Origin of the sequence: Methylomicrobium lacus LW14, assembly GCF_000527095.1 — a bacterium.
Classification (GTDB): domain Bacteria; phylum Pseudomonadota; class Gammaproteobacteria; order Methylococcales; family Methylomonadaceae; genus Methylomicrobium; species Methylomicrobium lacus.
Genome location: NZ_AZUN01000001.1, coordinates 412492 through 428097, shown reverse-complemented (window position 1 = coordinate 428097; position 15606 = coordinate 412492). Strand labels below are relative to the sequence as shown.

The 15606-nt window shown below is 54.3% G+C and carries 14 protein-coding genes and 1 pseudogene; 11 read left to right on the top strand and 4 right to left on the bottom strand.

Going from position 1 to position 15606, the window contains the following annotated elements:
- Nucleotides 1–34: 34 nt before the first annotated feature.
- The 11 genes from METLA_RS0101900 to METLA_RS0101850 all read left to right on the top strand — a co-directional run bounded on the left by METLA_RS0101900 (nucleotide 35) and on the right by METLA_RS0101850 (nucleotide 11494).
- Entirely contained in the window at nucleotides 35–1273 is a 1239-nt protein-coding gene (locus METLA_RS0101900; protein ID WP_024296942.1) for a glycosyltransferase family 4 protein, read from the top strand.
- Nucleotides 1270–2133: a dTDP-4-dehydrorhamnose reductase family protein gene (locus tag METLA_RS0101895; RefSeq protein WP_198408436.1), complete on the top strand. Its 864-nt coding sequence runs from the start codon at nucleotides 1270–1272 to the stop codon at nucleotides 2131–2133. Before METLA_RS0101900 ends, METLA_RS0101895 begins: the two co-directional genes overlap by 4 nt.
- Nucleotides 2134–2154: 21 nt before the next feature.
- Nucleotides 2155–3165: a polysaccharide biosynthesis protein gene (locus METLA_RS0101890; protein WP_024296940.1), complete on the top strand. Its 1011-nt coding sequence runs from the start codon at nucleotides 2155–2157 to the stop codon at nucleotides 3163–3165.
- Nucleotides 3158–4285 (top strand): non-hydrolyzing UDP-N-acetylglucosamine 2-epimerase, encoded by a 1128-nt coding sequence (wecB, locus tag METLA_RS0101885; RefSeq protein ID WP_024296939.1) that lies wholly within the window; start codon nucleotides 3158–3160, stop codon nucleotides 4283–4285. Before METLA_RS0101890 ends, wecB begins: the two co-directional genes overlap by 8 nt.
- Entirely contained in the window at nucleotides 4282–5268 is a 987-nt protein-coding gene (locus METLA_RS0101880; RefSeq protein WP_029646324.1) for a UDP-glucose 4-epimerase family protein, read from the top strand. The genes wecB and METLA_RS0101880 overlap by 4 nt, the downstream gene beginning before the upstream one ends.
- Nucleotides 5268–6287 carry an MraY family glycosyltransferase gene (locus METLA_RS0101875; protein WP_024296937.1) on the top strand — a complete coding sequence of 340 codons (1020 nt, stop codon included), beginning with the start codon at nucleotides 5268–5270 and terminating at the stop codon, nucleotides 6285–6287. The genes METLA_RS0101880 and METLA_RS0101875 overlap by 1 nt, the downstream gene beginning before the upstream one ends.
- On the top strand, nucleotides 6284–8272 hold the full coding sequence (locus METLA_RS0101870; protein ID WP_024296936.1) for a polysaccharide biosynthesis protein: 1989 nt from the start codon (nucleotides 6284–6286) through the stop codon (nucleotides 8270–8272). The genes METLA_RS0101875 and METLA_RS0101870 overlap by 4 nt, the downstream gene beginning before the upstream one ends.
- A gap of 329 nt (nucleotides 8273–8601) precedes the next feature.
- Nucleotides 8602–9516 carry a LysR family transcriptional regulator gene (locus METLA_RS0101865; RefSeq protein WP_024296935.1) on the top strand — a complete coding sequence of 305 codons (915 nt, stop codon included), beginning with the start codon at nucleotides 8602–8604 and terminating at the stop codon, nucleotides 9514–9516.
- Entirely contained in the window at nucleotides 9513–10106 is a 594-nt protein-coding gene (locus tag METLA_RS0101860) for a class I SAM-dependent methyltransferase (protein WP_024296934.1), read from the top strand. Before METLA_RS0101865 ends, METLA_RS0101860 begins: the two co-directional genes overlap by 4 nt.
- Complete coding sequence (locus METLA_RS0101855) at nucleotides 10103–10495, top strand: rhodanese-like domain-containing protein (RefSeq protein ID WP_024296933.1); 393 nt, start codon at nucleotides 10103–10105, stop codon at nucleotides 10493–10495. Before METLA_RS0101860 ends, METLA_RS0101855 begins: the two co-directional genes overlap by 4 nt.
- 522 nt (nucleotides 10496–11017) lie before the next feature.
- Nucleotides 11018–11494 (top strand): hypothetical protein, encoded by a 477-nt coding sequence (locus METLA_RS0101850; protein ID WP_024296932.1) that lies wholly within the window; start codon nucleotides 11018–11020, stop codon nucleotides 11492–11494.
- A gap of 1441 nt (nucleotides 11495–12935) precedes the next feature.
- On the opposite strand, the gene METLA_RS0101845 is transcribed toward METLA_RS0101850, so the two are convergent.
- The 4 genes and pseudogenes from METLA_RS0101845 to METLA_RS0101830 form a co-directional block, all read right to left on the bottom strand.
- Nucleotides 12936–13379, bottom strand: a complete 444-nt coding sequence (locus METLA_RS0101845) for a hypothetical protein (RefSeq protein WP_024296931.1) — start codon at nucleotides 13377–13379, stop codon at nucleotides 12936–12938.
- A gap of 84 nt (nucleotides 13380–13463) precedes the next feature.
- Nucleotides 13464–14040: pseudogene (locus METLA_RS23890) on the bottom strand (REP-associated tyrosine transposase).
- Between the two features lie 193 nt (nucleotides 14041–14233).
- On the bottom strand, nucleotides 14234–14830 hold the full coding sequence (locus tag METLA_RS0101835) for a hypothetical protein (protein ID WP_152539347.1): 597 nt from the start codon (nucleotides 14828–14830) through the stop codon (nucleotides 14234–14236).
- Between the two features lie 74 nt (nucleotides 14831–14904).
- The gene (locus METLA_RS0101830) at nucleotides 14905–15534 is read right to left on the bottom strand and encodes a hypothetical protein (RefSeq protein WP_024296929.1); all 630 of its coding nucleotides are present in this window, start codon (nucleotides 15532–15534) and stop codon (nucleotides 14905–14907) included.
- Nucleotides 15535–15606 lie beyond the last annotated feature (72 nt).

Below are 15606 nucleotides of genomic sequence, written 5' to 3'. Positions count from 1 at the left end.
TTTTAAATGGAAACGATTCTTATCCGGCTAAGCCATGAAAATCCTGATTGTTAGTCAGTATTTCGCCCCCGAATCATTTATCATCAACGATCTGGCGCGGCACCTCCATGCCTTGGGCCATCACGTGACCGTGCTGACCGGCAAGCCCAATTATCCGCAGGGCGCGATATACGAAGGTTATCGCTGGTCTGGCATTCAGCGCGAACGCTACGCCGACGCGATCGAGGTGATCCGCATGCCGCTGCTGCCGCGCGGCAAAGGCGGCGGCCTGCGCCTCGCGGCCAATTATCTGTCGTTCGTGTTGTCCGGGATGATTTATGCGCCCTGGCTCCTGCGCGGCAAGTCCTTCGATGCGATCCTGGTGTTTGCGATTTCGCCGATCACCCAGGCGATTCCGGCGCTCGTGTTGAAATGGCTCAAACGCGCGCACTTGGCCATCTGGGTACAGGATCTATGGCCGGAGAGCGTCAGCGCCACCGGCTTTATCCGGAATCCCTTGTTGCTGAAGCTGATCGGCTGGATGGTCAAAGGCATTTATGCGGGCTCGGACACTCTCCTGGTGCAGTCGCGCGCTTTCATCAAAGCGGTCGCGCATTATGCACGAGAAGACAAAATCGTTTATTATCCGAATTCGTTTGAAGATAAAAACGCAACGCCCGGCGACGCCGCGCTTGTGCCTCAAAGCCTGCTCGATACGCTCGATGCGCATTTTTGCCTGGTCTTCGCGGGCAACCTCGGCACCGCGCAGGCGCTCGATACGCTGGCCGGAGCCGCGGAACGGTTACGGCATCTTCCGGACGTGAAGCTGATCGTGGTCGGCAGCGGCAGCATGCAATCCTGGCTGGAACGGCAAAAAGCCGAGAAAGCGCTGGATAATTTGCTGCTGGCGGGCCGCTTCCCGCCGAAAGCGATGCCGCCGATTTTCAGCCGCGCCCAAGGCTTACTGGTGACGCTGAAGCGCGAGGAGATTTTTGCTTTCGTGATCCCGAGCAAGATTCAGGCTTATCTCGCAGCCGGCAAGCCGATCATTGCGTCCCTCGACGGCGAAGGCGCGAAGGTCATCGAGGAAGCCGGCGCCGGGCTCTGCTCCCCGGCCGAAGATGCGGAGGCCTTGGCCGCTTGCATCGAAAAGCTCTATACAATGAGCAAAGCCGAACGTGATGTAATGGGCCGTAAAGGACGCGCCTATTTTCTTGAACATTTCGAAATGACCGCACAAACACAGCGATTGATCGATATTTTGACCGCCAGAATAGGAGAAACCGCAAAATGAGCCTGAAAGTCCTGGTGCTCGGCGCAACCGGCATGCTCGGCAACGCGGTTTTCCGCTACTTGTCGGACGCCCCCGAATTGCAGGTCTGGGGAACTGTGCAGAATGCCGGCGGCAAACGTTTTTTTGCGGACGCATTGCAGCCAAACCTGATCGCCCATATCAATGTGCTCGATTTCGATACGCTGGTCGGCGCCTTTGAAAAAGTCCGCCCCGACGTCGTGATCAACTGCATCGGCCTGATCAAGCAGCTTACGGATGCACAGGACCCGCTGGCGGCGCTGCCGATCAATGCGATGCTGCCGCACCGGCTGGCGAAGCTGTGCGCCTTATCCGGCGCGCGCCTGATTCACGTCAGCACCGACTGCGTCTTCTCCGGCAGCAAGGGGATGTATCTGGAAACCGACCCTTCCGATGCGGAAGACCTGTACGGCAAATCCAAATACATCGGCGAAATCCACGGTGCGCCGAATGCGGTAACCCTGCGCACGTCGATCATCGGCCACGAGTTGTCAAGCCAGGTTGGTCTGGTCGACTGGTTTCTGTCGCAAGAAGGCAGCGTGAAGGGCTATCAAAAAGCCATCTTTTCCGGCTTGCCGACCGTCGAGCTGGCCCGGATAATACGCGCCTTTGTGCTGCCGAATCCGGAGCTTTCGGGCCTGTATCATGTTTCGGCCGCGCCGATCGACAAATGCTCGCTGCTGAAACTCGTTGCCGAAGCCTATCAAAAAACGATAGCGATTATTCCGGACGAACAGGTTGCTATCGACCGTTCGCTGGACTCGACGCGTTTCCGCCAAGCCACCGGCTATGCGCCGCCCTCGTGGCCGGAATTGATTTTGATGATGAAAAATTTTAAATGAAGGAGTTTGCCGAGCGCGCCGATGTTTGATGATAAAGTATTAATGATTACCGGCGGCACCGGCTCGTTCGGGCATACGGTGTTGAAGCGTTTTCTGGACACCGCTGTCCGGGAGATCCGCATATTCAGCCGCGATGAAAAAAAACAGGAAGACATGCGTATCGCGCTGGCGAACGACAAGGTCAAGTTTTACATCGGCGATGTCCGCGACTATGCCAGCGTTTCCGAGGCTATGACCGGCGTCGATTATATTTTTCACGCGGCGGCGCTGAAACAGGTGCCGTCCTGCGAGTTTTATCCGATGGAAGCGGTCAAGACCAACGTGATCGGCACCGAGAACGTGTTGAACGCGGCGATCGCGAACGGCGTGCGCCGGGTGGTCGTGCTGAGCACCGACAAGGCGGTGTATCCGATCAACGCGATGGGCATCTCGAAGGCGATGGCCGAGAAGATCATGGTCGCGCGCTCCAGGATGATTCCAGAAACCGGCACGGTCGTCTGCGCGACCCGCTACGGCAACGTGATGGCCTCGCGCGGCTCGGTGATCCCGCTGTTCATCAGCCAGATCAAAAAAAATGAGCCGATCACCGTGACCGACCCGAACATGACCCGTTTCCTGATGTCGCTGGAAGACTCGGTCGATCTGGTCCTGCATGCGTTCGAGCATGCTGAGCAGGGCGACATTTTCGTACAGAAAGCGCCGGCATCGACCGTCGCGGATTTGGCCGAGGCCCTGAAAGAACTGTTCAACAGTTCCTCGCCGGTCAAGGTGATCGGCACCCGCCACGGCGAAAAACTGTACGAATCGCTGATCTCGCGCGAGGAAATGGCCAAGGCCGAGGACATGGAGCGCTACTATCGCATTCCGGCGGACAACCGCGACCTGAACTACAACAAATATTTCGTCGAAGGCGAGACGCATATCTCGGAGGTGGACGACTATACCTCGCACAATACCCATCGTCTTAACGTCGCCCAGATCAAAAACCTGCTGTTGACGCTCGATTACATCAGGAACGAACTCCATGCTTAAAGTGATGACCCTGATCGGCACGCGCCCGGAGCTGATCAAGATGAGCCGGGTGATTGCCGAACTCGACCTCTACACGCAGCATATCCTGGTGCATTCCGGGCAGAATTACGACTATGAGTTGAATCAGGTGTTTTTCGACGACCTCGAAATTCGGAAGCCCGATTATTTCCTCGGCGTTACCGGCGAAACCGCTGCGCAAGCGATCGCCGACGTGATCGCGAAGGCCGATGAGGTGTTCGCGAAGGAAATGCCCGACGCCCTGTTGCTGTACGGCGACACCAACACCTGCCTGGCCGTGATCGCGGCGAAACGGCGCAAGATACCGGTCTTCCACATGGAAGCGGGCAACCGCTGCTTCGATCAGCGCGTACCGGAGGAACTGAACCGCAAGGTACTCGATCATCTGAGCGACATCAATATGGTATTGACCGAGCATGCCCGCCGCTATCTGATCGCCGAGGGCATCCGTCCCGAGACGATCATCAAGACCGGCTCGCACATGCAGGAAGTGCTGGATTATTACCAGCCGAAGATACTCGCATCCGACGTGCTGGCCAGGGAGCACTTGCAGGAAGGCCGCTTCTTCATCGTCAGCGCGCACCGGGAAGAAAACGTCGACAGCCCGGAAAATTTACGCGACCTTCTGGAAACCCTGCGCGCCTTGGCCGAGCAGTATCAATTTCCGGTGATCGTCTCGACACATCCGCGTACCCGGAAACGCCTCGAAGCGCTCGGCGAATCCCTCTCGCATCCGTTGATCCGCTATCTGAAGCCGTTCGGCTTTCTAGACTACATCCGTCTGCAAATGGCCGCATTTTGCGTGGTGTCCGACAGCGGCACGATCACCGAGGAAGCATCCTTGCTGAATCTGCCCGCGGTCACGATACGTCATACCCATGAACGGCCGGAAGGCATGGATGTCGGCACGCTGGTGATGTGCGGCCTGAAGCAGGATAACGTGCTGGATGCGGTCCGTGTCGTGACCGGCCAGCATGACAGGACGCGCCGAGTGATTCCGGAGATTCCCGACTATCAGGCCGGCGAAGTCTCCAAGCAAATTGTCCGGGTCGTGCTGAGCTACACCGGCTATGTCAATCGCACGGTCTGGTCGAAGGCATGAGCTTGTCCGATAACCGCCACTTGAATATTCTGGTCACCGGCGCCAACGGCTTCGTCGGCAGCGCCTTGGTCGAGCGTTTAAAGGCCGAACAAAAATTTTCCGTCCGCGCCGCGGTGCGGCGTTTGGCGGGACTCGGCCGGCCGCAAGGCGCCGACTGGATCGAAACCGGCGATCTTGCCGCGCTTGCCGACTGGAGCACCGCCTTGCAGGGCATCGACGCGGTCGTGCATCTCGCCGCGCGGGTTCATGTGATGCAGGACACCGCGGCCGACCCGCTCGCCGAATTCCGCAAGGCCAATGTCGAAGGCTCGCTGAATCTGGCCAGGCAGGCGCTAGAGGCCGGCGTCAAACGCTTCATTTTTATCAGCTCGATCAAGGTGAACGGCGAGGCGACAGCCCCCGGACGGCCTTACCGCGCAGACGACACACCTGTCCCCGAAGACGCCTACGGCATTTCCAAACGCGAAGCCGAAGACGGCTTGCGCGAACTCTGTTTGAATTCCACGATGGAATTTGTGATCATCCGCCCTCCCCTGGTTTACGGCCCTGGAGTGAAAGGCAATTTTTTCAGCATGATGCGCTGGCTCGACAAAGGCATTCCGCTGCCCTTGGCTTCGATTCAAAACCGGCGCAGCCTGGTCGCGGTCGATAACCTGGTCGACCTGATCCTCGCCTGCATCGATCACCCCGGCGCCGCGAATCAGACTTTTCTGGCCAGCGATGGCGAGGACCTCTCGACGCCTGAACTCTTGAGCAAAACCGCGGCCGCGCTCGGCAAACGTGCGCGTCTTTTGCCGGTGCCGCCGGGCGTATTGAATTTCGCCGCGCGCTGCCTCGGCAAAACCGCGGCGATCCAAAAGCTTTGCGGTTCATTGCAGGTGGATATTGGCAAAACTCGTGAGCGGCTTGCCTGGCAGCCTCCGGTCGGTGTCGATCAGGCCTTGCGCAGAGCCGCTCAATATTATTTGGAAACCCGAAAGTGATGCAGACTGGCGGTTTACTCCTGGCGGCTTTGGCGGCCGCGTGCCTGTTCACCGGCCTGATCCGCCGTTATGCGCTGATCTCGAATATGATCGACGTACCGAACCAGCGCAGTTCGCATACGCTGCCAACCCCGCGCGGCGGCGGCATGGCGATCGTGGTAGTGTTCTTGGTCAGCCTGGGGGCGCTGTTCGCGCTCGGCTTGTTGACGCCAAAACAGGGTTTGGCGCTGTTCGGCGCCGGCGCCTGGGTCGCCGTGGTCGGCTTCCTGGACGATCACCGCCATATCCCCGCCGGCTGGCGGCTATTGGCGCATTTCATCGGCGCCGGCTGGGGCCTGTATTGGCTCGGCGGCTTTCCGCCCCTGCCCCTGTTCGGCCAGGCCGTCGATCTCGGCTGGATCGGCCATATTTTCGGCCTCTTCTATCTGGTCTGGCTGCTGAATCTTTATAACTTCATGGACGGCATCGACGGCATCGCCGGCATCGAAGCGATCACGACTTGTCTGGGCGGCGTTCTATTGTTCCTGTTGTTCGGCAATGAGAGTGTATGGTTGGAGCCGGCATTGCTCGCGGCCGCCGTCGCCGGCTTTTTGATCTGGAACTTTCCGCCCGCGAAGATTTTCATGGGCGATGCGGGTAGCGGTTTTTTGGGGATCATTTTAGGCTTGATCTCGATCCAGGCCGCCTGGCTTAACCCGAATCTGTTCTGGAGCTGGCTATGCCTGCTCGGCGTGTTCATCGTCGATGCGACCTTGACTTTGCTGCAACGCTTTCGGCGCGGCGAAAAACTGCACGAAGCGCACCGGAGCCATGCCTACCAGTTCGCCGCGCGCCGTTTCGGTTCGCACAGGCCGGTGACGCTGTTCGTCGGCGCGGTCAATCTGTTCTGGCTGTTGCCGCTGGCGGTCTCGATCGGCCTCGGCTTGCTGAACGGCATCCTGGGCCTCGCCCTGGCCTATCTGCCGCTGCTTTTGACCGCGATCAAGTTCAACGCGGGCGGCACGGAAGATCGCGCATGAAACCACGGCTGGCGCGTTGGTTTATCGGGCAGTCCAGGCCCCGAAAAGCCCTGATTCTAATCGGGGCGGACATCGTATTTACGATGCTCGCCTTATGGTCCGCCTTCTCGCTGCGCTGGGGCGCCCTGTTCGTGCCGAGGAACATCGAATGGGCCTTGATCGCGGTCGCGCCGGCCCTGGCCGTGCCGATTTTCATCCGCCTAGGCCTGTACCGGGCCATCATCCGCTATATCGAAATCAAGGCGTTATGGACGATCATGCAGGCGGTCACGCTCTATGCCTGTGCGTTTGCGGTGATTTATTTTCTGCCCTTTATTTTTTATGAGAGCGGCATCCGTAATCTGCCGCGCACCGTACCGTTCCTGAACTGGCTGATCATGATGCTGCTGGTCGGCGGCAGCCGTTTTTTTGCGCGTTGGTGGCTCGGCGACACGTATATCCGGCTCAGCGGCGGCCACAATCCTGCCACGCATCCGAAGAAAAAAGTGCTCATTTACGGCGCCGGCAGCGGCGGCGTGCAATTGGCCTCGGCCTTGGCGCTCGGCCGCGAGTTTCAGCCGGTCGCTTTCATCGATGACGATCCTGCGCTGAACAAACACAAGATCAACGGCCTCAGGATCTATCCGTTTTCGTCCCTGAGTTATCTGATCGATCGCTATGAGGTTGCGAGTGTCCTGCTGGCGATCCCGTCCGCCAAGCACGCGCGCAAAAGCGAGCTGATCCGCTTGCTCGAGCCTTATGCGGTACAGGTATTGTCGATGCCGAACCTTTCCGAAATCGCCGGAGGCAAGATCACTTTCGACACGCTCCGGGAAGTCGAGATTGAAGACCTGCTGGGCCGCGATCCGGTCGCGCCCGATCCGGCCCTGCTGCATGCGAATATCACCGGCAAGGCGGTGATGGTGACCGGCGCGGGCGGCTCGATCGGCTCCGAATTGTGCCGGCAGATCGTCGCTTTGAGGCCGTCCGCGCTGGTCCTGTTCGAATTGAGCGAATATGCCTTGTATGCGATCGAACAGGAATTGCAGTTATGGGCCTCCCGTTTGCCTTCGGCGGAAAAACCGGCGATTTACGCGATTCTAGGTTCGGTGACCGACGCGCCGCGTCTACGCAAAGTCTGCGAGACCTTCAAGGTGCAGACGATCTACCATGCGGCGGCCTACAAGCATGTGCCGATCGTCGAACACAATCCGGTCGCGGCGATCCGCAACAATGTGTTCGGCACCCTGCGCACTGCGGAAGCCGCCATCCAGGCCGAAGTCGAAACCTTCGTGCTGATATCGACCGACAAGGCCGTCCGCCCGACCAACACGATGGGCGCCAGCAAACGCTTTGCGGAGCTGATCCTGCAGGCCTTCAGCGCCATACCTGAACACCGGCGCCGCACCCGTTTCACGATGGTGCGCTTCGGCAATGTGCTCGGCTCGTCCGGTTCGGTCGTGCCGTTGTTCAGGGAACAGATCAAACGCGGCGGTCCGGTCACGGTGACCGATCCGAATATCATCCGCTATTTCATGACCATTCCGGAAGCCGCGCAACTGGTGATCCAAGCCGGCGCGATGGGCAGCGGCGGCGATGTCTTCGTGCTGGATATGGGCGATCCGGTCCGCATCCTCGACCTGGCCAAACGGATGATTCATCTGAGCGGCCTCGAAATCCAGGACCCGGAACATCCTGACGGCGAAATCGAAATCCGTTTTAGCGGCCTCAGGCCCGGCGAGAAGCTTTACGAAGAATTGCTGATCGGCGATCATGTGAGCGAAACCAGTCACCCCCGCATCATGCGCGCCGAGGAACACGTGATTCCGTGGCCCGATTTATCCCTGCGCCTGGAACGCCTGGACCAGGCGGCGCAGCTTGACGATCCCGAACACATCCGGGAGATTTTGCTCGGCACGGTCTCGGGCTTTGCGCCCCAGTGCGGGATCGAGGACTTGCTCTGGAAACAGGCCCAGGCCGAAAACACGGCGCCGGATTCGGTCTAGCAGGCAAAAAAAACCCCTCCCCGACTCTATTATGTCGGGGAGGGGTTCAAAGATCGGGCAGCGAATAAATTTGAGGAGGCACTGCCCAATGAAACAGAGAAAAAATCTGTGACGGTGCTACTATAGTAGGCTTTAAAATTGCTTACAATAGCGCAATTATTAAATTTATTGTTTCTTATTTGGAAATAATATAGAGTGTCAAGAATTTCACGCTTTTGTCCGGCCGGCAGCTCTAATTTCTAATGCCCAAAGAAGAGAGAGTAACCCTGTCGCTCGCGATCCCCCGATTCTTAAATCCGCCAAATCCATGTTGATTGCAGGAGACCCCCGTGGATAAATTGACCAGCATGAACGTGTTCGTCCGCGTCGCGAAAGCGGGAAGCTTTGCCGGCGGCGCGCGCGATCTGGATATTTCGCGCGCGATGGCGACCAAGCATATCATGCATCTGGAGAGCTGCCTCGGCACCCGCCTGTTCAACCGCACCACCAGAAGCCTGAGTTTGACCGAAGTCGGCGCCTCCTATTTCGAGCGCTGCCAGACGGTGCTGCTCGACATCGAGGAGATGGAATCGGAAGTCACCCACTTGCAGACCGAACCGCGCGGCGCCTTGCGGGTCAGCGCTCCGCCGGTGATCGGCGCGACGCATATCGCGCGCGCCATCTCCGAGTTTCTAAAACTGCATCCCGATCTGAACGTCGAACTGATCATTCAAAGCAGTCCCGGCGACATGATCGAGGACGGCATCGACCTCGCAATCTACCTCGGCGCGCTGAACGACACCAGCATGGTCGCGCGCAAACTGGCCAGTTCGTCGCTGGTCGTCTGCGGCTCGCCGGATTATTTAGCCAAATACGGCACGCCGCAAACCCCGCAAGATTTGGCCCAGCATAGCTGTCTGATCAATTGGTCGATTTCGCCGAAAAACAAATGGCCGTTTAAAAGCGAATCGGGCTATCAGGTCATCAATGTCACGGGCCGCCTGCAGGCGAACGTCGCGGATGCGATCCGTATCGCCGCGATCAACGGCATGGGTCTTGTAATGCTGCCGATCTATATCGTCGGCTGGGATATTGAACGCGGCAGGCTGATTCCTGTCCTGCAAGACTATCCCTCCCCGCCGCTCGAAGTCCATGCGGTCTATCCGCACCGTAAATATCTGTCCGCGAAAGTCCGCGTGTTCATGGAGTTTCTGCAAACCTGGCTGGAACCGCACGTCAGCAAACTCGAAGGGCCGGAGACATGAAGGAACTTCGCGAAAAATGGAACCGCATCTACGGCCAGGACGAGCCCGGCAAGCAAGCGCCGGCACCGGTGTTGAGCGAGAATGCGTTTCTGCTGCCGCCAGAAGGTACGGCCCTCGATCTCGCCTCGGGGCTCGGCGCGAACGCGATTTTTCTTGCCGAGCATGGCATGCAGGTCACCGCGCTCGACATTTCCGGGGTAGCGATCGAAAAATTGCACGCCTATGCCGGCCGCCATCGACTTCCGATCGAGGCCGGACAGGAAACCATCAGCCCTGCTTCGCTGCCTCCCTCCGCCTTTGATGTGATCGTGATCGGCCGCTTTCTTGACCGCTCGCTCACGGATGCGATAATAAACGCCTTGAAACCCGGCGGCCTGCTGTTCTATCAAACCTTCACGCGCCTGAAAGTGAACGCCGAAGGCCCGAGCAATCCGGCTTACCTATTGGACACGCATGAACTGCTGGATTTGTTTGCGCCGCTGCGGACCGTGTTTTACCGGGATAACGCCGCGATCGGCGACATACACCGGGGCCTTCGTAATGAAGCCCAATTTATCGGCCAAAAACCTGACCCAGAGCCCCTACCATGATCGAAAACCTAAGCCCTGAGCAATGCTGGGAGCTATTGCAAAATAATAACGCCGCGGTCCTCGTCGATGTCCGCACCAAGATGGAACACACTTTCATCGGCCACCCGCCGGGCGCGGTGCTGATCCCCTGGAAGGAAGCGCCGGACTGGCAACTGAATCCGAATTTTGCCGCCGAAGTACAGGCCGCGGTCCCGAACAAGGAGGCGCCGATCCTGTTGCTCTGCCGCAGCGGCCAGCGCTCTCTGGATGCGGCCAAACTGCTCGAACAGCTCGGCTACAAACGCCTGATCAACATACTGGAAGGCTTCGAAGGCCCGCTCGATCAAAACAAGCACCGCGGCAACCTCGGCGGCTGGCGGTTTCACGGCTTGCCTTGGGAGCAAAGTTAAAATTGGCGATTTCCGGTTCCCGCGCGCCGTACCACTGCCATTAAGTTAAGGCGGTTATCTCCCTCTCCCTTCGGGCATAGGTATCTACACAAGTGCACTATGCTCCTTCTCCAGGGGGAGAAGGCTGGGATGAGGAGAATGTAAATGCTTGATTTCAATCTTCTCACTCTAACCCTCTCCAGCAGCAGAAGAGGAGGTTAGACTATTTTACAAGCTATTGTTTTTATTGAGCTGAAATGTTGTGTAGATACCTATGCCCTTCGGGAGAGGGTCGGGGTGAGGGGAATAAAATAAGGAAAATACTTTATTTGATCCCCTCGGCAATAGCTCCTGCATTGCTCTAACTCCTGCATCCTTGCAGTCGTCATCCTAGCCTTCTCCCGGAGGGAGAATGGACCGGCCATCCTTAACTTAATGGCAGTGGCGCGCCGTCCGGGAACCCCCAGGGCCAAGACGAGCCAGCGTCCCGTCTCGTGATGCAGCCTGGGAACGATATATCATTTTTTCGCGGGGAACATAACAATGGCTAAAAAAACTCCCGAGTCCCAACAAAACACCGAAAAATCGGCGTTCGACTTACTGGCGCAAAACGGATTGGATCTGCCGCCTCCGGAGGAGCTGGATGACGCGCAAGTGACCGCCAAGCTTTGGGAAACGATCCGTGGCCTTGCGATGCTGCGCATGTTTCTTTACAGCACCAACCATCTCAGCGACCGCGAGTTGTATGAAGAACTCTGGCATGAGGTGTTGCGCGAAGAAGGCCCGGTCATGCCGCTCAGCAACGACTCGGCCTGGCACATCGACTTGCTGGGCAGCGGCAGCGAAGAAGATAACTTGCTTTACCTGCGCTACTATGCCGACGAGGAAACCCGCCAGCGATGGGCGAAAGACTGGCCCGGCGACAACATACCGGCATCCGAAACGCCGCCCTACGACCGCGACCGGCATTTGCCCGCCCGGGATCAGGCGGAATGGCGGCTCCACGATCGACCCTCCTGACATTGCATCCGTAAAAGCGACGGACTCTGCAAAAATAGCGTCCTCTTTTTCTTCGCTGAACTCTTAATAAATTACTTGAAGCAACATTAACTAACGCCTTTAAGTTACTTTAACAAGTTATCTCAAGCATTTGTTTATAATAAAAATCATCCGTAGGAGCGACGCCTACGTCGCGACTTGAGGCTTTAATCGCGACGTAGGCGTCGCTCCCACCACACCACTCACCTATCGATTTTCATGGTAATGGGAGGTCCGGACGCCTGCCCATTCCATGCTCCTGACCCGGCAACACCCGAAACACCGCCCGATACGCGAACCGGAATTTATCCGTCGGCGCGAAACGGCCTCACGACCCACCCTCCCGACAATGCATGCGAAAAAACAACGACATGCTGCTGTAAAGAGTCGCGTTGTTTTTTGCTGTTTCACCTTGAATTCAATGACAAGTCCGTCGAACTGTCGAAACGTTTACTGAAAGAGGAAATGAATCGCCAAGCGCAGCAGCCTGCCGAGACGAGGAAAAGGAAAAAACGGCCGCAGTTAAGAAGAAATCGCCCTGTTTGTTCCACGCGAAACTCTTGACAAATTACTTGAGGCAACATTAACTATCACATCTAAGTCACATTAATAATCTTCAATAAGGTATTGTTTATAATAATTAATTTACGTAAATATTCTCAGATTTACAGGCGTCGATTCGAAAAGGATGGCGTTCGCGCACCCGTTTTACCGTTTCGCGTAACAAGCCAATTTCGCGAATAAGCAAATCGTTGTTATGCCGTTGCAGTAGATTCACGGTAAAGAACCAAGTGCCCCCAGGTATGAATGCGCGTCGATAGTTGGGCATATCTTTTTCCTGTCTTGGGAATTAGCATTGGGTCGCAATAAAATGCGTCCGATTACGCTGCGCTAATCAGTATCTACGGGCTCTACCCTGGCCACAGCTGCTATGTATTACGCTGGAGGACCAACAAAATAAAGTATTGACCATAATACTGCACAGGTTAGACAAAAAAGACCATATGTGAGAGCAGTAAGCTGCATGCCACCACGCCATCCAAGTAGCTTGCCTTCATGGTTGGAAATGCGCTTTCTGAAGAACCAACCGCCTAGGCCCAAATGTAAAGCAAAGCTATAAACCAAACTAAGACCGATAGGTAAAGAAATATCCGAAATGCTTGATGCCACACGTCCGAGCAAGATTAGAAAAACTATTAGCAAGGAAAATAAAAATGAGTGTATCCAGCTAACAATAGAGCCATGCAACATCCTGGCTGACAGCTTGAGATAAACTGAATATAAGAGGCTAAACAAAACGATTGATACCAAAGGGAATATTAGCTGCATGTGGCTCCTATTTGCCTAACTCTGACCATAACCGGACGCAAAAAGCAGAGCGAAGCGATGCTTTTTGCGTCCGAGTTTATGGCACTGTTAGCTTTCAACCCCAAAATTTCCACCATGGCTTCTTAGCCAAACCTGGTTCTGGCTCAGCATTTCCTCGAAGTTCCTGCCAATTTGATTGACCTTTTGAGTCATAAATTTCACCCTCATCACCTTGGACTTTTGCCCCAAGCGCTGATGCTATTGCATACATTTTGATGAGTATTTCTTCATCGGGGTTTTTAACTGTGATCCTATCTTCAAAGTGATCGAACCACGCCATGTTTCCGTTTTTCTCATGTCCTGAGTAAGCAAGCCATACTGAAAGACCAGGACTTTCTACTCTCAATACGCTGCCGTCAGGTGTGGTGGCTTCGGCAAAACCATCCAACCGCATTTCAGGGTCGGTTGCAACATAGTTTTTCCATTCTTCAATGGTTATTTCTGGGCCGTCTTCCTCGGACCACTCGTCCTTTCGAGTTATATGAACTTCGTAACCCATGGAAATTCTCCTTGAAAGCTAACTATAATTAGACATCCTAACAGCCCGCGTAGGTCCGATTAGCGCAGCGTAATCGGATGCATGTTATTCATCGCCAGCAACCGAATCATTTAAATTGCCACACCAATCCGTAGGATAAATGTCGTTCACGACATATCGATGAAAGGTGGAATACGGCCAATCCGCCACACGTTTGACGTATCCGTGTTTCAAGGGATTCACGTGTACATAATCCACATGGCGCTGATAATCGGCATCATCGCGAATGAAATGCTCCCAATAATGCCGTTGCCTACAGGGATGTAGGCAAGGAGCGAGAGCAGGAGCGGAAGCTTTGCCATATGCCACGTTCGCCGGCCGCTTTACGTACGCTCGACCGACGTTCCGTTTTGGCTAACTCACGCGAAAAAGCACTTTTGATCAAACGCCATCGCATACTGAAATCGGCATCGCCGGGCGGCAGGGTCCACACAGAGTGCATAGGGTCCGGTAAAACCACCCAGGCGTCGATTCGAAAAGGATGGCGTTCGCGCACCCGTTTTACCGTTTCGCGTAGCGAGCCAATTTCGCGAATAAGCAAATCGTTGTTATGCCGTTGCAATAGATTCACGGTAAAGAACCAAGTGCCCCCAGGTATGAATGCGCGTCGATAGTTGGGCATATCTTTTTCCTGTCTTGGGAATTAGTATTGGGTCGCAATAAAATGCGTCCGATTACGCTGCGCTAATCGGACCTACGGGCTAACGTTTAGGTAAGGGGCGCGCCGCTAACGAAAGCCAAACGAAGCCGCCGAGCCTTGATAAAAAACGAAACTTCAAAACCACCAACGGGCGGCGCGTCCCTTGACCGGATTGTTAGCTATTTTCAAGATTTGAATCCAAATGTTCGAACATCCTTATAGTTTGTAATACGGTGTTCTGTAAATTAACTCTTTGAGTTTCATCGGAAATCAAAATATTACCAGAGTCAAATACCAGAAAACGGATTACATCCATGCAATGCAAACAGAGTCTTGGCATACTTGTAGTTTCCAATGACCAAACATCTAATTCAAAATGAATAAACCGATTTCTAATACTATTTAGTTTTTTTACTGATTCTGTATTCTTTTGTTTTGGCACATAAGCTTTGCTATAAACATAACACTCCATGATGCATTTTTTCTTAATTCTCTTATAAAGCTCTAAAAATTTAGCGAGTTTTGTTGACGGCAGTGGCTGGCTATTTCTATAAGCTTCAATCCATTTCTTATAGGAGCCGTTTTCCATCGAATGAAAACCATTACCTTGGTTTAATACGAAAACCATTATATTTTGCATTGAGTTATGCAGCGCAATCACTACCCATTTCCACCGATAAACATCCTTTTCAATAAGCTCTAGGTTTTCCATTACAAGCTCAAGCGAGGAAACCGCCTCATTTAATATATTTGTAGATAAATATCCTGTCATCGCTTTAACTTAACAACTAATAATCAGCTCGGCAATAGGTGTTAGAGCAAAAAGCCTATTGTATGGCTAGTCAATTAAACAATTCCTTTACTAATCAAATCCCGCAACATAGCGTTGTATGACGAGTAATTTTTAAGCAAGTTTTGTTGCTCAATTTTAGTAGTCTTTGTTTGCCAACGAGCTACACGCGTGAAAAACTCAATATACATATCCGCATCATCTGATGAATATCCGTTATTTGCAGGCAAATTAGGATTCCATTGATCGGGTTCACCCCAGCGAGGGTCTGTTTTTCTCCAATCATGCGACCATTTAGCCATTAAATCGTCAATTTCATTCTGACTTTTTCCCATCTCTTTAAGTTTTGTTAATTCCATGAAAATAGGCATTTCAAGGAAATTGAACCAGAGTTCACGCATCAAGAAAGTCTGGTTCCAATAGTTTCGTATATCTTCGATAGATAATCCTGAGGCTAGTCTTTTTTCAATGAAATCTTTTTTTGTAGCTATCAGTTTGTCACCAATATCCTCTGCATACATCGCAGCACCGTATTTAGGTAACAATTCCGCTTTTGCAGAATCGAACATTTGGCGGGCCAGCTTTTTCGCCTCTTTCTGCCCAACAGTTATAGCATATGGCTGCATCATTACCTCAGCTTGCTCTAAATGCCATTTATCTCTGGCAGACATTCCAAAACCAAACATTATATTTTCTCCGTTAAATCACGACATAGAATTGTGGAGGCAGAAACAAGTAGGTTTCGATAAACCAAAAAC